The organism is Desulfosporosinus sp. OT (assembly GCF_000224515.1).
In the GTDB taxonomy this organism is placed as follows: Bacteria; Bacillota; Desulfitobacteriia; order Desulfitobacteriales; family Desulfitobacteriaceae; genus Desulfosporosinus.
In genome coordinates this window covers 18,421-38,986 of sequence record NZ_AGAF01000014.1, presented here as the reverse complement: position 1 = coordinate 38,986, position 20,566 = coordinate 18,421, and the positions used below count along the sequence as shown (strand labels likewise).

The window sequence follows — 20,566 nt, the reverse complement described above, 5'->3', positions numbered from 1 at the left end:
CGGAACCATGCTTTTCACCTCCTATTGTATATTACGTACATAGCGTACGCAATATGCATTTATTTGGCTCTTATACTCGTGGAGATATGACAGAAAACAGTGATGTGGATTTACATTGACTCCACCCCGTCCTTTGAAACTACAGAGCCGGACAGCTTGTCTCCTCAAATTTGGATCCGGATCCGAATTTTAGTGCAGCTAGCAGTACTTCTTTTAGGTACCCAAAGGAAGAACGGGCGCAAATTCACCCTTGATATGGACAGCAAAGCGGTTTTATGCATATTGATGTTATTCCCTGTTATCAGGGGGATGGATAGAAGTAAAGCATGGCCCAGAATGACAGTGTTGTCGTTTCTGGGCCATGCTTATTTTCTAATGCTCTGATGGAAGCTCGGCAAGGCGGGTTTTAATGCCTAACTCCAGGAAATAGAAGGCCATGCCTCGGGAAAGCTCGGCGTCAGAGCCTTTTGTTTGCAAATGCCAAAAATCACCGCTTTACTGTTCATTAGGTTGTTGGCTTTTGCCCATTGTTTTAATTGTTCCATAGTCTGGATATTATCCTCACCATAAGCTCCTATTTGTCGTATATACGCAATAGAGCACGATTGGATAGTTTCAATATTCATGTTCATTGTCTGGTATCCTCTTTCATAACATTGTGACCGGTCCTTTTTCACCATACAATGCTTAAAAATGAAATGCAAACTAATGTTTAAAAGTTGTATATTTTACTAGTAATTTCACCATCTTTACGCAAGTATTGCCTGGCAAATCCTTGGAGTATAGTAGTAAAACGGGTGGCGGTTTTATATCATATCGCCGCGCGCTTAAAGAAATAGAATTATATGTGAACGCCTGCGATTTTTGTGGGCTTTTTTTATGTGTCACACCCCCTGCTTCAATAACTTCTGAAATGGGGTCCCTGATACGTAAATTGGCCATATTCAGGGATAGCCTTCGACGACATAACGGCGAAATCAATCATAGTTAGTATATTATTATTACTAACTCTTGACGAATCAATAAGATAGTATTAAAATAATACTAACAAAAGATAGTAATAAATCAATACTAAGTAAGTTAAGGGGTGCTTCCAATGGAATTAAGAGACCATCAAGGGCTTACAGCAGAAGAATTTCTAAAGAGCTATGATGCCGGGAAGTTTGAAAGACCTTCCGTTACGGTTGATACTGCGATTTTTACGATTACCGGTGATGATGAAGTCAACCAACGAAACCTTTCGAATCGTGAACTCCAAGTGCTGCTAATTAAGCGCGGTGGTCATCCTTTTTTGGGTCAATGGGCATTGCCGGGGGGATTCGTTAATCCTGCCGAAGATATTGACCAGGCAGCCGTCAGAGAGCTTAAAGAAGAAACCAACCTGGACTGCAGCTACATGGAGCAGCTATATACCTGGGGGGAAGTAAATCGTGATCCAAGAACCCGGGTGATCAGCATTTCTTATTTAGCGTTGTTGGATTCTACAAAGTTTGACATTCAAGCCGGTGACGATGCAGCGGATGCCAAGTGGTATACGGTTAAAGATACTGTGCTTAAAAAGAAAAAACTCTAACAGAAGATGGCTTTATTCAACAGAAATGGGTTCGGCTTGAACTTATGAGTGATGAAGTCACGTTATCTGCGGTCATTAAGATCATCAAGATTGCAAAAGGCACTACTATTGAGTACCGGCGAGAAGTTGTTGAACAGACGGGAATTGCCTTTGACCATGGGCGCATCATTCAGTACAGCATCGAGCGCTTGCGTAACAAGGTTGACTATACCGATATTGCTTTTGGGCTGATGCCCCAATGCTTCACCCTAAGCGAATTGCAGAAGGTCTATGAAGTTATTCTTGGCAAAAAGCTTTATAAAGCTCAGTTTCGTCAAAAGATCGAGAAGATGGTCAACGGGACCGGAGAGTTTCAAAGGGGAAAGGCCCATAAACCGGCTGAACTCTTTCGATTTAACCCCAATTGGGATGAGGACGATAATTTTTAAGTGAGGGGGAATGGCAGTGTTTAACAAAGGTGATTTTTTAGGACTTGCGCATCAAGTTCTCAGCAAACAAGTGGATGTTCTTAACAACCTGGGGGCATTATCGGCCAGCGATTTAGACCAATCGAAAACAGTTCTGGTGGTCATTGACATGGTTAACGGGTTTGCCAAGGAAGGTGCACTTTACAGTCCCCGAATCGAAGGGCTTATCCCCGAAATCAGGAGAGTCATGCAAATTTGCATCGATCGTGGTATCCCCATCGTAGCCTTTGCAGATAATCACCCCCCTGAAAGTCCTGAATTCAAACGCTATCCCATACACTGCGGGTCTAACTCTAAGGAATCAGAAATCGTGGATGAGTTCCGAGGCCTTTGTCGGGTCTTTCCTAAAAACTCAATCAATGGTTATCTTGAAGAGGAGTTTCGTGAATGGCTGAATGCCCATCCGGATATTAATACCTTCATCGTTGTGGGCGACTGCACGGATATTTGTATCGCCTCATTCGCTCTAACCGTTCAAGCAGATTTCGACCGACGAAACAGGGACTCTTCGCTGATCGTTTTAACCCAAGGCGTGGAAACCTTTGATATCCCAGGGGTTCATGATGGCGACGTTTATCAGATGCTTGGCCTAATGTATATGTCCTCGAATGGCGTGAGACTTGTCTCGACGTTAGTTGAATAGAAAGAAAGGGGATGATGAGAATATGAGTGTTTATAATGGTCAACGACTGCCGGCTGAAATCTTTAAAATTGATACTGAACGGATGAGAAAAGGGTGGTACTCTGACGCCTATTTCTTAAACATCGTCAAAATCCTCGAAACTTTATCAGAAGAAGACTATGGGTTTGAAGGCACAAGTGACCTTCAAGATATTCCGGAGGATAAATTGGCCCAAGTAAAAAACGGTGATATTGTCGTTGAGATGCAATTTTTCACTCGACGAAAACCCTATAGTTTGGTGGCTGGGGTCGACGAGGCTTTGACTATTCTTCAAGAATGCACCGGATATTATGATGATATGGGTGACTTTGTCAACATGTATCATACTCTTGAGATCGAAGTCGTTGAGGATGGTACATTCGTTAAATACGATGGAAACCCCCTGGGCGTACAGCCCGTGCTTAAAGTGAGAGGAATTTATCGCTATTTCGCCTTACTGGAAACTCCGATCCTGGGGGCTCTTTCGGAGGCATCACGGGTAGCTACGAACGTTTTTAATGTTCTTAAAGCGGCGAAAGGGAAAGATATTCTCTTCTTTCCGGCTCGTTTCGTACACTACAAAATGCAGGCCCTGCACGGGTATGCTTATTCCTTGGCAGTACAAGGGTACAACGAGAAATACGGTAAGACATCTAATACCTTTGTTTCTACGGACGATCAAGGTGATTGGTGGGGCGGGAAAGCCGGGGGTACAATAGCCCATGCATCCATCGCGGCTTTCCTCGGCGATACGGCCGAAACCATGATGCAATTTTCGCGGATTATGCCGGTTGAAGTCCCCAGGATTGCCCTCGTAGATTATCACAATGATTGCCTTGGCGACACTCTTGAGGTGATGAAAAGGATGTTCAACAAGTATTGGAATCTTTTAAAAGAGGGTCAACAAGAAGAAGCCCAAAAGTATCAGCTCTTTGGCGTTCGCCCAGATACCTCGGGGAATATGCGAGATGTGTCAATTCCTCCCCTGGGTGATAAGAAATTAGACTGTGGCGTAAATCCACGTTTAATCTGGGCGCTGCGCAACGCGATCAATGAGGCTTTTAAACAATGGGATATTCCCTTTGAAGCGATTCAGGTGGCTAAAGAGTGGTGCCATGGGATTCGGATTGTGGTTACAGGAGGCTTTAACACCAAAAAAATCACCATGTTTGAGGAATTAGGTGTGCCGGTTGATATTTACGGGGTCGGTTCTTCACTTCTGGAAAACTCGGATGAAACGAATAACGATTACACATCGGATATCGTCCGAGTAAAGTTGGATGACACGTGGGTGGAAGTGCATAAAGTCGGCCGAGGCCCTTGCGATAACCCAAATCTTGAGCGAATTCAATAGAGGTGAGGGGATGGAACGTTTAATTGCAGTATTTGGCGGGTCATTTAGTCCTGTTACAAATGCCCATTTAGCGATAGCAGAACAGATTACCAATCTCTATGACATTGAGAAGGTTATCTTTTTACCGGTGAGCGATTTGTATGAAAAGAGAGGACTCATGTCGGCTGAACATCGTGTAGAGATGTTAAAGCTGGCGTGTGAATCAAACACCAAGTTTGAAGTCTCCGAAATAGAGGTTCAGTCGACAACCTTGCTCAATACGATTGACTCACTGCGTAGGCTGCGAAAACAGTATCCGGACCATCCGATCGCCTTTGTCATAGGTTCCGACAATTTAAGGCTAATTGGTACCTGGAACGATTTTCAAGAACTTATGGAGGATTACTATTTTATTGTTATTCCCCGGAATGGAGATAACCCCCAAACGATGATTCGGAAAAAACCGTCACTCCTGGCAAATTCGGAAAGCTTTTTGATTCCTGAAGGCTATATACGAAATGATGGAAATTCAACTCATGTCCGTGACTTGCTTAAAGTGGGTAAGAGTGTCCGTTATCTTGTACCGGAACCAACGTACTTTTATTTGGAAAATAATTTGAAGGGATGGGGTTTTAATGCGTGAATGGCATGAAGAGATTAAAAACAGAGTGGAATGGATTCAGCGTATCTTGAAAGACGCCGGAGCCAAGGGTATTGTGATTGGAATGTCTTCCGGAAAGGACAGCAACACCGTAGCTGCTCTTTCGAAATTGGCAACAGACAATGTTCTTGGTGTGGTCATGCCTTGTGATAGTGTTGAAACGGATAAACTGGATGCGCTCCGTGTCGCCGAACAACTCGGAATAAAGACAGTCGTAGTCAATCTGAAGGATAGTTTTTCAGCGCTGTCTCAGAACCTCAAAGAAGGAATGGGGGGACCTCTTTCTCTGATGGCTTCGGCAAATATTAAACCGCGCCTTCGTATGACCACACTTTATGCCCTTGCTCAAGAAATGGGGTACTTGGTGGCCGGTACCGATAATCTCTCGGAAGCTGTGATGGGATATTTCACCAAGTGGGGCGATGGTTCCTTTGACTTTTGTCCGATTTCTGACTTAACAGCAACTGAAGTCGTGGAACTTGGCAAGGAACTCGGTATTCCAAAAGAGATTATTGAGAAAGCACCTTCAGCCGGGCTCTGGGAAGGACAGACTGATGAAGGCGAAATGGGGATTTCCTATCAAGAAATTGATACCTATATTCGCTTAGGTATCGCGAAACCGGATGTCATCGCAAGAATTAGAGAAGTCTACCACAAAACCGCTCACAAACGGCAGTTACCTTATAGCTATGGGACGATTGATTCACCTGTTTTAGCAACTCTTTGAATAATCACACGAACGCAATGGGACAACAACAGAATGTGTGAGAATAAAGGGTGCCAATCAGTTTGTAAGACTGACTGGCACCCTTTTACATAGTTCTTGAAATATTTGGTGAATGGTGGAAGGAAAAGATAAAAGTTTGGCGAAAAAGAAACTATACGTCAAACGTTGTCCGTTAGGTCTGATTCAAGTGAGGGGTTCATTAACGCCAAGGGTTTTTGGAGGTAAAGAAATGCATTATATCGGAATCGACTTAGCCTGGACCTACGCCAATGAATCAGGAATTTGTGTGATCGCTGACTATGGAGAAATCATCTTTTGTGAGTCCAAGGTATTCAGCGACGAAATGATTGCGGACATCGTGGCCGAGTATGCTCAGGGTGGAGCCATCGTGGGGATTGACGCACCTTTAATCGTGAATAACGAAACAGGTTCCCGGCACTGTGACGGTGCCATTATGAGAGAGAAAATTCATGGCAGAAATCTGTCTGTTTTCAATTGCAGTAGAGGATTTATGTTAAAACACTACGGGGTAGTTCGAGGAGAAGAGGTCGTCAAAGCCATTCGAAAGCGGATGCCCGCTTTTGCCCTCACAGGAGACTTAAGCAATGAAAAGCATGTGATTATTGAAACATTTCCCACAGGAATAACCTTAGGCCTTTTTCCCGACGCTTTTCCTGTTAAATATAAAATCAAACATAAGATTGCCTTTGAAACAACCAAGACAGAAATGGGGCGGATGGTCAGCCTTTTGCAAAGGCTAGGGGACTTTAATCCTCCCGTCCATAATATTGAAGAGTTCTTCAATTATTCACCGAGCATTCAGGCTATGTCTAAGAAGGGGTATAAGAACCTTGAAGATAGGCTGGATGCTTTTTTATGTGCCTACGCCGCCTATTGGCTGGCCAAGAATAAGGGAAAGGTGATCGGCGATGACCGGGATGGCTTCATTACTATTCCGGTAATAGACGAGAAGGATGTCCGTGACGGCAGATCAGAGAGGCTAAAAATCTACAACAAACTGATTCGCGACAAGATACCCCAGATCATCGAAGACAGCGGTAAGAAAGCCATTACCGAAAAAGTTTCAGGGGCGGAGTACCTGGGCTTATTAAACGCCAAGTTAGGAGAAGAGCTTCAGGAATACCTGGACAGCCAAAAGGTTGAAGAACTGGCGGATTTAGTGGAAGTGGTCTACGCCATCCTGGATTATCAAGGGGTTTCCCGGCAGGAATTCGAGAGTATCAGAAAGCAAAAGGTTGAGGAGAGAGGCGCTTTCAGGGATAGACTCCTGCTTAAAGAAGTTAGGGACGACTGAGAGGTAGAAGAAAATTGACAGAAAAGATCAAGCAGAAAGGAAGCCTGGGCAGCATCGCTGAAGATCTCTTTGTCGAGCTGTTCTGTGATACCTTTGGTCCGGATCAAGCGGAGTATCTGTTTCTGCAGTATCCCGTCACAGATATTTATGGACATAGACGCTCCATTGATTTTGCTCTGGAAAGCGAAGACTTAAAAATCGCCATCGAGATTGACGGTGAAACCTATCATAATCCCAACAAGGTTTCTTCTAATAAATATTATGATGACCTTACCAAGCAAAACAGCCTGATCTATCAGAACTGGAAGGTTTACCGCTGGGTATACAACCAACTGAAGCACCAACCGGAAAGGGTCAAGGACGAACTGCGGATTTTTGTGGGGGAAATGCCCGCTTTTAGAATGCTGGAGGATTATCTGCCTAAGCAGAAGGGCCAGGTCATTGAATTGCGGGAGCATCAGCAAGCAGCTTTAGACAGCCTTCAGGCTATGCGCGAGCAAGGAGAGAGTATCGCCCTGCTTTATCACGCTACAGGAACCGGAAAAACTGTGACCGCAGTCAGTGATGCCAAACGTCTGGGGAAACGAACCCTGTTTTTGGCTCATACTAAGGAGCTAATCACCCAGGCAAAAGGCACCTTTGAAAAACTTTGGGATGAGGCGGAGACTGGTCTTTATGTGGCTGAAGAAAAGGCTGCAGACGCTTATGTTGTCTGCAGCAGCACTCAGAGTGTGGCCAGAAATCTGGAAGGGTTTAAACCCAATGACTTTGGCTATATCATCGTCGATGAATGTCATCATGGAACAGCAGATACTTATAGGAAGGTTTTGAGTTATTTCAAACCTGAATTCACTCTGGGTCTCACGGCAACCCCGGACAGAGCTGATGGGGAGAGTATCCTGGAGGACTTTAAAAATGTGGCCCATAAACTGGATTTGCAGCAAGCCGTGGAATTAGGGGAACTTGTTCCCATCAGGTGTATCCGGGTCAAGACCAATGTGGATCTTTCCACGGTGAGAATAAACGGCATTAAATATTACGTCCAGGACTTAGAAAGCAAGCTCTTTGTGCCGGAGAGAAATAAGCTGATTGCCGAAACTTATCTGAATTATGTGAGGGATAAGAAAACCGTGGTATTCTGTGCCTCCGTACACCACGCTCAGGAGATTGCTGCCTTGTTCAAGGAAAAGGGAATTCATTGCGAGGCTGTTTCCGGGTCTATGAAAGCAAGAGAAAGGGCGAGGATTTTAGATCGTTATGAAAATGGGGATATCCAAGTCTTATGTGCCTGTGATCTCTTAAACGAGGGTTGGGACAGTCCAAAAACAGAAGTTTTGTTCATGGCCAGACCGACCCTTTCCAAGACACTTTATGTTCAGCAGCTGGGCCGGGGGATGCGCAAGTGCGTGGGCAAGGACTACCTGATGGTTTTTGATTTTATTGATAATGCCGGATTGTTTAATATGCCCTACTCTTTGCACAGGATGTTTAACCTGAAGGAATATAGGGCGGGAGAGTATGTTGTTGCTTCACGAAAACAGTTTGAATTGGACAGGGATTTAATCGCCAGAGGAGAAAAACCGGCAGTTTTTCTGGATTTCCCGGTGAATGTCGCGGATTATGAACTGATTGATCTCTTTAACTGGCAAGATGAAGTGAAGGAGATGATATCTCAGCTGGAGTTCGTGAGGATGGTAGATGTGCAAACTGAAACCATTGAACGGTACCTGCGGGAAGGAAAGATAACCCCTGATTTAGAGGTACCCTTCGGGGACAAAAGGAGCTTTAAATATTTTAAAGAAGCAAGCGTAGAGAACTATGCCAAACAGTACGGCTGGGAGCTGATCAATCCTGCCAATATGAAAGATAAGTTTATGGACATGGTCAGGACCATGGATATGAGCTTTTCCTATAAGCCGGTACTGCTCAAGGCTATGCTTGAGCATGTGGACGAAAAGGGAAGAGTCCGGGTCGAGGATATGGTTAATTACTTCATAGACTTTTATAAGGCTAGAAAAGAGAACGGTTTGGTGGTTGAGAAGAAATCCAGTCTGTATTGCAAAGACGGATATACCCGAAAGGATGTTGAGAGAAATATCTTTAGCAATCCCTTTAAGCGGTTTGAGGATATGCGCTTTATGAGCCGGTGCCGGGATATTGAGTATGTGGAGTTTAACCGTCATGTTTGGAAGAGGATGGCTCAGGAGGAGAAGGACTGGATTGTTGAGCGGTGTGATGAGAGATTGGAGGAGTATTATAGGAAGCGGGTTTAGATGCTTAAAGTAGAGTTCTTTTAGCCGTGCTTAGAAAAAACTTAGGGGTTAAAAAAACGACTAAGGCTTTGAATACGCCGAGAGAGGAAATGAGGGGGGAGACGCTCAAATGATAAAGGCTTTTGTGGAGCTATGGTATTTGTGGCTTTTGGTTTTAGTAGTTTTTATTTATCGATTGTATAAGGCTAAAATCAAAGGAATCATTGGCGAGAAAACAATATCGGCGTTTCTGACTAGGTTAGATGCAACAAAATATAAGGTTATAAACGATCTAATGTTGAAAGTTGATGGGAAGACCTCTCAGATAGACCATGTAGTCGTGTCAAACTACGGGATTTTTGTAATAGAGACAAAGAACTATAAGGGCTGGATTTTGGGAGATGAGCACGGGGAGCATTGGACACAAGTAATTTACAAGCGGAAGGAAAAGTTCTTTAATCCGATAAGGCAAAACTATGGGCATGTTCTGGCTCTGAAGCAGAATTTGCAAGAATACCCAGAGTTAAATTACGTGCCGATCATTGTTTTTTCTATTGATGCTGATTTAAAGGTTAAGACAAATACCAAGGTTATATATTCAGTAAAATTGCTTAAAACGATTAGAGAGTTTACAGCGGAAACTATTACTGAGCAGCAAAAGGAAGAGATATATGCGAAATTGCTGGCGCTAAATGTAAGAGATAAGGAAGCCAGAACCCAGCATGTTGATGGAATACATAAAAAGAAAGCTGAAGTGGCGAGCCAAGTGAGCGCTAATATTTGTCCTAAATGTGGTGGGGAGTTAATCAAGAGAAAGGGGAAATATGGAGATTTTACAGGGTGTAAGAATTATCCCAAGTGTAGGTTTACAATTAACAATTAGGTGATGAATCTTGATTTCGATGAAAGTGGAGTTTCGATATATCTCTAAGATATTTTCGAAAGGAGAAGGCTGCTATTAGAATTACGAAAGGTGATTTTCTCATGGAGAATACGCAACAAGGTATACCAAGAATAACTATTCGAGACAATTGGGATATTGGCGTGCTGGAAATCCATATTAAAGATTATTTAGGTGATTGCGAGATATGGGGAGATTTGAATATTAGTCCAGACGAGTATGGTCTTATTAAGACCAAGATTTCTAGCGCTTTAGGCAAAGCCCCAACGACAACAACCGTAAAAGCACTTTTTAAGCGGTATCCGATCTTAATGGTCACCGATATTATTAACTTTGTCTTATATGAATTTGATAATAACGAGTTTTGGAGTGGATGGTCTAGCCGTTACAATATTGATATCAATCTAAATCATCGAACAGAAATAGGCAGAATGGTACGAGATCTTTTTACTAAACATGATTTTCAGGTTATTGAAGATGGTGGATATGCGTATGTAACGCCGATCCTCTGCCAAGCAGGGATTCCTAGCACCTGCTTTGATAAACTGTTTGATATTATCGACAGTACCTTAAATTCTACATGTTTTATACCTGAAGAAATAGCGAGTGAACTGATGGGTTATCACAGTTACCTTGTTGACGTTCCAGTCTCAAGATATATCAAATTACATACAGAAAGAGCCATTGAGCTAATTGCCCAATTGCGAGAAATGATGCATGCAGTCGGTGATATTAAGACAGAGGTTCAAGACATACCTGAAGTGCCAGGGATTCAGCACAGGATCGTTAAGAGGTATGTTCAATGGAGAGCTGAAACAAAGAAACAAGGCAGGAAAAACAATGAAAATTCACAGTATTTCTTTTCTCCTAAACTTATTTATGATGAAGTAAGAGGAATTAGCTTACTTATTCCTGAACAAACCTTGCGCCAGGATTCAATCTATAAACTAAAATGGACCATTATCAGAGATAATGATGTTGACAATGCCAAGATATATTATTCTCAAGTCTACAACTCTAATAGTAAGAACTATACATTGGAAGCAAAAATCCCTGTGGAGCCTGCTAATATCTACACAATTCAGCTTAGAGATGATGACAGAGACGTCCAAATGACAAAACCCTGGACAGTCGTTGGGTTAGGCTCCGAAAATAAGGTTATAGTTTTTAATGAACATGGTTCAGCCTTGTCTCGAAATCAAAGATTTCTATCCCGAAAGGGAACTGTAGTCGTGATTGATAGTAGGACAACTAAAATAAAAGAATTTCACAACCTATATCAAATAGCTTTAGATTTACCTAAAAGTTGGGCTGGGTTCCAAGCCTTTTGTGCCTATCCTACTGAAGGAGATGCACTCTTAATAATTCAAGTCTTAGACGAAGTCATATATCTAGAAGGCAACCACTTGTTTGATATAGAACTTGTACAAAATGACACTTTGTTTCATGAGATCTACAATAGCAAAGAAATCCCGGTTTATACGCGCTTTCCAACCTTTGAAGTCAGTGGATATGGGAAAAATATCGAACAAAAAGTTTTCATCAACTGGCAAGTAGTCATGATTCATAGATTATCGAATACTCGGCGTATAGCGTTCCTTTCAGAATTAGATTTTCAAGTGTATGACAAATGTATGCGCTTCAGTATCCATGATTATGCTCAGGAATATTTTGGGGACATGTACGGAGCGTACGATTTGAAAGTTTATGACGGTAAAAATGGGAGAAACTTCTCATTTTATCTTTCTCCGGCCATTCAATCTGTTTCAAAGATTGAAGATAGCTATAACCAGCCGTCGAATATAAGCTTCAGAAATCGTCGAGTATCCTTCCATGTCAGAAAGAATAACTCAATCAGCTTAGAATTCGAAAGTAACAGTGGCGTAAATATCCTTCCATCGATCAAAGGTATAGATTGGATGGAAATTTCTGCGACGAATAAGCCCGCTTATATAAAGGGTTTTGTAGTGTTTAACTATAATGGTAGTGCTCGGAAGTTTCCCTTTAAGAAGACCATTCGAGAACTAGAGTGGAGTTTTTGGGATGAGCGGGAAACTGAGTTAACAGAGATTGGTATGACAAAGCAGTTTTATCGAGAGGATTTTCATAATACTACCTGGCGATTAGCGCTGCATTTTACCGACGCTGTCGATAAATATAAGGCAGTTCGACTAGTGTTAGAGGGAGCAAATTTTGAAGAACTACAAAGTAAGGAAATCAAACTTGACGATTATGGTAACGGGTCCGCAACCTTGAATTTATTTCAAGATACCATGGTGGCTCACTTATTACCTCAACGGCTGATGTTATATATTTCGAAGGATTATGCTGTTGAAGGGTCAATTTGCCTAGCTATTGTTCGGAGTTTTGTACAGTTAAAGAACCCAAGATATGCACTGCTTAAAGATAAACCCATTGTTTATTGGGATCCAAGCACTAAAAACGAGCTGTTGAATAAACGCTTGGAACTTACTTCTTTAAATGATTTTGATCGGAAGCCCATAACCTATTCGCTTACTGACACAGTGCGAACACTCACCGGCAAGGAAGGAAAAAAATTCGAGGGCATCGAGTTGAAAGTGCCTTTAAGCGAAGGCTCCTATTATATTGATGCTAAGGAAGACCTGGATTTTTCATTTTTTGAGGATGAGGAGCAAGCGATACCTTTCTACGATTCTGAGCATGTTATTTGTGTTAATGGGAAGCAAGTTTTAGAAAAAGTCTTTGCCAGCAAAAGTAACAATTTAGGGGATTGGCTCTCGGCTGCTATAATCGCCCTGAAGAAACGAGAGTGGATTATTGCCTTGTCAGCAAGACTCAGAGTTCAAATAGAACAAGTTAAGATGGTGTTTGAAGCCAAGGGATGCTCAGAGTTGTTATTTTCGTTACTCATTAACTCGGGAACAATGAGCAATTTGGCAACAGAAGATAAATTGGAGCTTTCCAAACTATGTAATCTAATTAATGACTTTATTCTTACCAATACCGATCGGCTTGAAATACTCCAGATATTGTTAAAGAGTAAAAAGTCAGACCTTGATTGTAAATGGATCATCCAAGAACTACAACTCTACCTTTTTTGTCCTAACGGAATGGTAGTGTTTGATAAGTCCTCCGTCCAAAGAATGTGGGATATTAATGAGAAAATGGCGATTTTGATAAATCTGAGGGGCTGCGTCAGAAACATTTCAGTGGATATTGACCGCGTTATAAATAGAATTGGCTGGGAATCTTTAGAGGAAATGATTACGTTCACTCCAAAATCAAGCTGTGACAGTTACAACTGGATTGAATGCATCGAGCGATGTCTTAGTGGTCGATGTAAATGTAAATACGTCCATTTTGAATGCTCAAAGAGAGTTTGGGGCGATGGCAACGAATACTCGAAGCTTTGGGTTGCTGATAAAAAAGGCAATTGGAGCAGGCAAACTCCCGATCTCAGTCACACGGATGGGTATGAGTTGTTTGGAAAAAATTATTTAACGCTCATTTATGAGCTCACTCCTGAATATCAAACGGTTGGCATCAAACAATACATTGAACACGCAACTCAGGAAATCTATAAATTGCAGAATCTAACAGTAAAATATACACCGTATTTCCAGGACTTTCATTCCGTGTTGAGGAACAGGTCTGCAGATAACTTGGGAAATCAAAAATTATTTTATCAAATCGGCTGTTCCAGTGTCTTGCACGCTTTGGCAACAAGAAAGGTTATTAATGCAGCCGATTTACAGGAACTACTGCCCTTTTGGAAAAATGCTATGGGCGCTTATCCTGAGCTACTCTATCGAGATATGATACTAGCTGAATTAACTCTAATTTTTGGAAGCGGAGGAGAAATTAACGATGTCTATGCATCCCATCGAAACGACAGAAACCATTAAAAATGATTATGTAGCCTATCTGCAATCTATCCTAAAAGTAAAAGATGAAACTTTGACCCGGCAAGCGTACCTGGCGTTGACAGAAAACGAATTTGTTAAGGGACCTTTTTTAGAAGCCACGCCACCCTTTGTAACCGGAACAACCCTTGCGAAACTTATTGATCAAGGTGTGGCGAGCAAAGGCTTCCGATTTATTGAGGCAGCTGCTGAAATCCATCGTCCCCTTTATGTTCACCAAGAGACCGCTTTTCGCAAACTGGCGACGGGTAGAAGAAATATCATTGTTGCTACGGGTACCGGGAGCGGAAAGACTGAGTGCTTTATGTATCCAATTTTCAATGAGCTGATGTTTCAAGATGATGCCAATACACTGACCCCAGGAATCAGAGCATTGCTCTTATATCCCATGAATGCTCTAGCGAATGACCAAATGAAACGCTTAAGAGAACTGTTAGCAAACTATCCGAATATCACCTTTGGTCGCTATACCGGTGAAACATTGGAAAAAGAAGAAAAAGCGGTTGAGGTCTATCGTCAGAAGAAAGAACAGGAATTTAAAGCCAAGAACAAGCGCAAAGGTGTGGATTATAATGACTCCGATCTGAACCCCTTGCCTAATGAACTCGTCTCGCGTCAGAAAATGAGAGAAACCCCACCACATATTTTGATTACAAATTATGCGATGCTGGAATATCTCTTGATTAGGCCAGAAGATACCTCCTTTTTCGATGGACATAAAGCTCGAGCCTGGCGTTTCTTAGTCTTAGATGAAGCTCATACGTATAAAGGCGCCAATGGAACAGAAATTGCCCTGTTGCTAAGACGGCTTAAAGAACGAGTTTGTCAAAACGAGAAAAATGTACTGCAATGTATTGCTACCAGTGCCACTCTCGGAAATAAAGAAGCCTTACCGGATCTTGCAGCCTTTGCTTCGAACATATTTGATGAGAAATTTGAAGTTGAGGATATTATCACCTCTGAGCGCAGAAAACGTACGATTGATGAGGGAATGAAAAAGCATTCTATGGAGGAATATCAGGATTTTAAAACATATGTCCAAGCTATGAAGGATGAACTGAAGGCCGGTAGCTGGCTTTATGAGAGACTTGTTCGAGACGAACGAATTGTGACCACTTTAAATCTGTTAGCAATCAAGCCCAAAAACTTAAAAGAGGTTGCCAAGCAAGTTTTTGCAGATTATTCTGAGGATTCAACAAAGGTTAGGGGGCTTATTCTGTTAATCGAACTCGGAGTCATGGCCAAACCTGATGCAGATTCAGCGGCTCTTTTGCCAGCAAGATACCACCTCTTTGTGCGAGCCTTAGAGGGTGTTTATGTCGCCTTATATCCCAGAAAGCAGGTGTTTCTAGATAGGAAAGAACTTTTTGATGTCGATGATAAAAAAGTGCCCGTGTTTGAACTGGCCAACTGCCAAAACTGTGGGCAAGAGTATCTGATAGGTAAGGAAAAAAACGGCTACTTGAAACCCGCGATCGAGGGAGAAAAATTAGAGTACTATATGCTGACCAGTGAAGTGGTTGCCAGTGATGACGTGGATACGGATAGTGATGATGAGGCCTTTGAAACGGCAGATGTTAAAAAAGTAGAAGTCTATGAATTGTGTACAATATGTGGCAAGCTGACCCTGTCAGGTGCGAAGAGACGGGAAGAATGCTGCAACACAGAGGTCAGCAGCAAAATCATCATAGTTTATAAGATGAAGACAAAATCAAAGGCCAGAGAGGTAAATACTTGTGCAGCCTGTGGTGGAGTGTCCAAATCGATTATCAAACGTTTTATGACCGCCAATCAGCCATCCACCTACATCGTAGCTAACAGTCTCTATTCCATGATACCCCCACAAAAAATTACCGTAGCAGCTAAAGTTGCAGAAGACAGCTTCTTCGAGGTCGAAGAGGAGCTTAAAAACCTTGAGTATTATGATGAGTCAGGTAGAAAGCTGCTCGTGTTTTCGGATAACAGACAGGAAGCGGCTTTTTTTGCTGCCTATATGGATAACAAGTATAACCAGTTGATGTGGCGAAGGTTAATACTGAGGGAGCTAAAAAGTAAGCCGGAGGGAATATTGCTCGAAGACTTAATGAGGACTCTTGTGAAAAAGGCTAAAGACGCTGTGCTTTATCCCGATAGTCTTTCCAATCAAGAAAAGGAAATTGTAGCGGCAACATATTTAATGAAGGAATTCATGGGATATGAGCGAAAACTAGGCTTGGAAGGCAGCGGCTACCTTAAATTTAGCCCGGAAAAAGTACCTATGAAAAGCGGAAGATGGGATTTGTCTGCAGACGAAGTTTGGGAAATATGTTGTGTTATCATGGATACCTTGCGCTATTCCGGTGCGACAACATACCCTGAAAATATTGATCCAGAAAACGAAAGCTATACCCCACGTAACCGCAATGTCTATTTTAGAAAATTCGAAAGCGGGCTCTGTGAAAAAGGCACGATCTCAAGTTTTTTACCCGTAGGTTCTGCCAATAACAGGAGATATGATTATCTTCGCAAAGTTCTAGAAACAATGGGTGCTAAAAGTGAAGAGGCTAAAGTTAAAGGGCTTGAGATTCTTGATAGTATTTATGAAAATATAATTCGTCCCTTAAGCGGAAAAAATTATTTTGAACGAATCTTGTTGGGCAGCGAAGGAGAAGTCACGAGACTTAACTATAAAAAGTGGGTCGTCACTTATTGCGAGGAAGAGGATAGCGTTTATCGATGTAACCGCTGCGGAAAGATTACGGCGCATAATGTTAAGAACATTTGTCCAGAGTTCCGCTGCCGAGGTGTCCTGGAAACAATCTCAGCAAAAGAGTTTAGAAATGACCCTTATTATTCCAAGGTCTATAGTAGTGAAAAGATTATCCCCATGGTTGCCAAAGAGCATACTGGACAGCTCAACAAAGACGCAGCCGGTACGACTCAGGCCCAGTTTGAAGCGGGTGAAATTAATGTATTGAGCTGCACGACAACTTTTGAAATGGGTGTAGATGTCGGGCAACTTGAAGCCATACTTCTCCGAAATGTCCCGCCGGAAACAGCAAATTATGTCCAACGAGCTGGTCGTGCTGGACGTCGAACTTCAGCAACCGCCTTTTCGGTCACCTATGCGAGGCGCAACAGCCACGATTTAAACTATTTTGAGAATCCCATTGAGATCATCAGTGGCAAAATAAAGTCGCCCTATATTGAGTTAAACAACGATAAGATTGCGATTAGGCATGTTAACTCCATTGTTTTAGCGTGGTTTTTCCGCAGAAATGAAGAATGCAAAGGCTATTTTAAAGGGAATGTTCGTTCTCTAGCTGGCACTGATGGCGGAGAAACCATTCTAGTGGCATTAAAGCAAGAGTTAGAGAAACAACCAGAGGATTTACTGCAATCGATCGAGCGGGTACTTCCGTTGCCATTAATGGAACGACTGGAGATTAAGAAGTGGTCTTTTGTTGATAAGTTAATTGGGGTTGATGGTTCACTAACCAATGCGATTGAGGAAAAGCAAAGAGATCTGGAAATACTTTCGGAAAATCTGAAAAAACGAAATGAGAAAAAGCAAAACAATGGTGACTTGATACGCCTAATAAACACGTTTGAAAAACAACAAACAATCAACTTCCTGGCTTCAAGTGGCGTAATACCAAAATATGGTTTTCCGGTTGATGTAGTCAAACTTGATATCCGGAGTAATGCAGCTGAAGCCAAGGAAGTCGACCTGTCACGTGACTTGAAGCTGGCAATTTCTGAATACGCTCCTGGAAGTGAAATCATCGCCGCGGGAAAGGTGTGGACAAGCCATTCCATAAACAAAATTCGTGACAAAGAATGGCCGACTTACCGATATTCTGAATGTCCAGATTGTGGACGAACCTCCTTCCCCGATGGGATTACCACCATCGAAGAACAAAATGATGAAGAATTGCAAGTGTGCAGGTGTGGTAGTCCAATGAAAGCCCATAAAGTGATTATCCCTATTTTTGGTTTTTCGACGTCTTGGGTTGAAAAGGCGAAAAAGGTTGGGGATAGCAGACCCAAACGCTTCTATCCAACAAGAACTCAATTTGGTGGTTTTGATGCTTTGGATCAATATCAAGAAGCAGAGAAAAAAGAAGCCGAAATACAAGTTGGGGACAAAAGTATCCAGGCTAAATATTCGCCCCAAGGGAAACTAGTGATTATGAACAAAGGTACGAATGGAGCAGGATTATTTATTTGTAAATATTGTGGCTACGCCAAATCATACCCACAGGATTTTAAACACAAAAATAAGCTGGGTCACGATTGCTCGAATACAAAGTATCCGACGAATGCTGCCTTAGGGCAAATTTTCACAAGTGATATATTGTGGCTGGAATTCCCTACGAGGCATGTAACACCGACGGAAGGCAAAGACCCTTGGACAACGTTATTGTATGCCATACTGGAAGGGGCCTCAGATGCCTTAGGAGTATCGAGGGAGGATATTAACGGATGTATCGATAAATCAGGAAATCAGCCAGTCGTTATACTGTTTGATGAAGCACCAGGTGGAGCAGGACACGTTAAACGCATTTATTCCCAACTTGAGGCCGTATTGAAGGCCGCTTATCGTCGTGTCGACGGACACTGTAAGTGTGGTGAGGAGACAACTTGCTATGGATGTTTGAGAGGGTACACAAATCAATTAGACCACGATGTCATGGCTCGTGGAATGGCAAAAGAATATTTGGAATGGCTGTTACTGGAGCGGCCTGATTCTGTGGTTAGGTATGTCGACAAGTTAATAGAGGCAAAGGATATGAAAAAAGGCAATCTTACCTAAGTTAATATTGGATAATATCTCGCAAACAATTATTCATCATGAGGGTAAGTAGGACTTAGAAAAATCGATTCCCAAAAAACTTCGTATTTTTCGGCAATCTACTAGGCGGAACTGCTTATGGGGTGTCAATTATTGTCTTTCCGAGTAAGTTCCACCCTTCGCGACAAGACACGTTATGCCAATAATTCTAAACTGAGAACATTAGAATATAAATGACTGGGCAGAGGGCAAGGTGAACTAAGGTGACCAGAATAATTGATCTTGAATCTCCCGTTGAAAAAAAGATGAGGGCAGCTTTGATAGAGAGGAATATCAAGTTTAAGGAGCAGGTCAGTTTTGCTATGAAAGGACGGGATATTCCAAAGTATTTTATTGATTTTGTAGTATACGGAGAATTTTGTAAAATCGCAGTTGAATGCGACGGTAAGGCTTATCACTCTACTGTTAAACAACGCGGAAGTGATGCGGTAAGAGATTTATGGTTGATAACGCATAGGTTTGATGATGTCCTGAGATTTTCCGGCAGAGAAATCCATCAGGATATTGCGGTTTGTGTCCATAAAATATCCGAAGAAATATTGAAATATGACAGCTTGAAAAGAAAGCAAATTGATCTTAGTCTTGTAGATATAAGTAAAATCAGACAGAAATCATTAGATTATTCTGAGATACAAGAAGTAATCGGAATACTTAAACGCGAAGTAAAAGGAGCTATAAATGGTTCGAAAACTGTAAGACTTAAATCGAAAGTAATTAAGGAGTTAAAGAAGAAGCTTCAAGTATGTAATATCTCTATCAATGATCAGTTGGTATATTTTGTATATCCGTTTCTAGAGAAGCTGATTACGAAACAACAGGTAGACATGTTTTTCATAGCCCATAGTATTGCTTTTGTATTAGTACTATTTGAAAATAGTAATCGATTTCTAAATGTTCCCCAAGAAATAGCTAATGAGGATAAGATTATTAAAGTGTTTATTGCGATTGGAAGGCTTAATAAAGAACTGGAAGATATTAAAGCTCAGAATGTTAGACAGTGGATTCTGATAGATGGAGATAATTGCAGCATTATAGATTCAGATATTGCTGAAATTCATCAACGTAGTATAGCTGTAACAGAATCAAGATTAAAGAAGTTAGGGCAGATAACTATTAAGAAGCTGCCATCAGGTTTGGAGAAGTCTTGGAAACCAGAGGAAGATGAAGAACTCAGTAAGGACTATGATGCTGGTATGTCCTTCTCGGAACTGTCACTTAAGTATGGAAGACATAAAGGTGCTATCCAATCTCAGCTATTAAAAATAGGTAAAAAAATATTTTGACTTATGTCTTATTTTCTTCTTTGGAGGTGTTCTATGCAGGATCAACTAAAAAAAGTTGTAATGTATACACATGGAGGTTGCATCAGGAATCCAGGCGGGACCCGGGGGATATAGCGTAGTACTTTTCACAAAGACCACCGGAGAGAGTTGTACGGAGGAGAGAGTCCGGAGTATATAGAAGCACGACAAATAACCGTATGGAATTGATGGCCGCAATAAAAGGATTACGAGCATTGAAAGAAAAGTGTGATGTCACAGTCTATAGTGACTCAAGGTATTTGATTCTTGGAAGAACAAATGAGCAAGGAACAGAGCACATGCAATGGTTTTACGCCATCTAATGTCAGAACTGCAATTTTGATTACCTGCATTCCCTGAAAATTATACCTAGGATAGGCAACATAGCCGCATAAACACTGAATTCCTAGCACTTTTGGAGTTTCTTGATAGGTATATTTTATACCTATGCTTTAAATATTTAAAATGACTGAGACATTGATTAGCGAAGGATTATCGGATTCATAGGTATAAAGATTCGGGAATGTAGGATATAAGGTAAATGGTTCTGATATTTGGCAAAGGAAGTGTCCTAATTGCCAAGGGGGAATGTCTTGAACTGTGTGAACCATTGACATAAAGGTTTAATGAGATGCA

Annotated in this window: 14 protein-coding genes; 13 read left to right on the top strand and 1 reads right to left on the bottom strand. The window is 41.8% G+C overall.

Translation table 11 applies throughout. From position 1 onward, the window contains the following. Window positions 1–413: 413 nt before the first annotated feature. A complete protein-coding gene (locus DOT_RS01280) occupies window positions 414–632 on the bottom strand; it encodes a GyrI-like domain-containing protein (protein WP_009613021.1) in 219 nt (72 codons plus the stop codon). 464 nt (window positions 633–1,096) lie between these two features. On the opposite strand from DOT_RS01280, the gene DOT_RS32615 reads away from it, so the two are divergent. The 13 genes from DOT_RS32615 to DOT_RS29465 all read left to right on the top strand — a co-directional run bounded on the left by DOT_RS32615 (window position 1,097) and on the right by DOT_RS29465 (window position 20,253). Then, complete coding sequence (locus DOT_RS32615; protein ID WP_009613019.1) at window positions 1,097–1,573, top strand: NUDIX hydrolase; 477 nt, start codon at window positions 1,097–1,099, stop codon at window positions 1,571–1,573. Window positions 1,574–1,617: 44 nt separating this feature from the next. Then, complete coding sequence (locus DOT_RS32610; protein WP_009613018.1) at window positions 1,618–2,001, top strand: NUDIX hydrolase; 384 nt, start codon at window positions 1,618–1,620, stop codon at window positions 1,999–2,001. A 16-nt stretch (window positions 2,002–2,017) separates the two neighbouring features. Then, complete coding sequence (locus DOT_RS01270) at window positions 2,018–2,683, top strand: isochorismatase family cysteine hydrolase (RefSeq protein ID WP_009613016.1); 666 nt, start codon at window positions 2,018–2,020, stop codon at window positions 2,681–2,683. Continuing rightward, complete coding sequence (locus DOT_RS01265) at window positions 2,676–4,055, top strand: nicotinate phosphoribosyltransferase (protein WP_242833739.1); 1,380 nt, start codon at window positions 2,676–2,678, stop codon at window positions 4,053–4,055. The genes DOT_RS01270 and DOT_RS01265 overlap by 8 nt, the downstream gene beginning before the upstream one ends. A 10-nt stretch (window positions 4,056–4,065) precedes the next feature. Next, window positions 4,066–4,677 carry a nicotinate (nicotinamide) nucleotide adenylyltransferase gene (gene nadD / locus DOT_RS01260; protein WP_009613012.1) on the top strand — a complete coding sequence of 204 codons (612 nt, stop codon included), beginning with the start codon at window positions 4,066–4,068 and terminating at the stop codon, window positions 4,675–4,677. Next, the gene (gene nadE / locus DOT_RS01255; protein ID WP_009613010.1) at window positions 4,670–5,422 is read left to right on the top strand and encodes an NAD(+) synthase; all 753 of its coding nucleotides are present in this window, start codon (window positions 4,670–4,672) and stop codon (window positions 5,420–5,422) included. The genes nadD and nadE overlap by 8 nt, the downstream gene beginning before the upstream one ends. Before the next feature lie 229 nt (window positions 5,423–5,651). Then, entirely contained in the window at window positions 5,652–6,737 is a 1,086-nt protein-coding gene (locus DOT_RS01250; RefSeq protein WP_040410892.1) for a DUF429 domain-containing protein, read from the top strand. A gap of 14 nt (window positions 6,738–6,751) precedes the next feature. Continuing rightward, window positions 6,752–9,010, top strand: a complete 2,259-nt coding sequence (locus DOT_RS01245; protein WP_009613006.1) for a DEAD/DEAH box helicase family protein — start codon at window positions 6,752–6,754, stop codon at window positions 9,008–9,010. Between the two features lie 109 nt (window positions 9,011–9,119). Then, on the top strand, window positions 9,120–9,872 hold the full coding sequence (locus DOT_RS01240; RefSeq protein ID WP_009613005.1) for an NERD domain-containing protein: 753 nt from the start codon (window positions 9,120–9,122) through the stop codon (window positions 9,870–9,872). A gap of 101 nt (window positions 9,873–9,973) precedes the next feature. Continuing rightward, window positions 9,974–13,777 (top strand): hypothetical protein, encoded by a 3,804-nt coding sequence (locus tag DOT_RS01235; protein ID WP_009613004.1) that lies wholly within the window; start codon window positions 9,974–9,976, stop codon window positions 13,775–13,777. Further along, on the top strand, window positions 13,740–18,590 hold the full coding sequence (locus DOT_RS01230; RefSeq protein WP_009613003.1) for a DEAD/DEAH box helicase: 4,851 nt from the start codon (window positions 13,740–13,742) through the stop codon (window positions 18,588–18,590). The genes DOT_RS01235 and DOT_RS01230 overlap by 38 nt, the downstream gene beginning before the upstream one ends. A 242-nt stretch (window positions 18,591–18,832) precedes the next feature. Next, window positions 18,833–19,912, top strand: coding sequence for a DUF559 domain-containing protein (locus tag DOT_RS01225; protein ID WP_009613002.1), 1,080 nt, complete (start codon window positions 18,833–18,835; stop codon window positions 19,910–19,912). A 197-nt stretch (window positions 19,913–20,109) separates the two neighbouring features. Further along, window positions 20,110–20,253: an RNase H family protein gene (locus DOT_RS29465; RefSeq protein WP_009613001.1), complete on the top strand. Its 144-nt coding sequence runs from the start codon at window positions 20,110–20,112 to the stop codon at window positions 20,251–20,253. Window positions 20,254–20,566 lie beyond the last annotated feature (313 nt).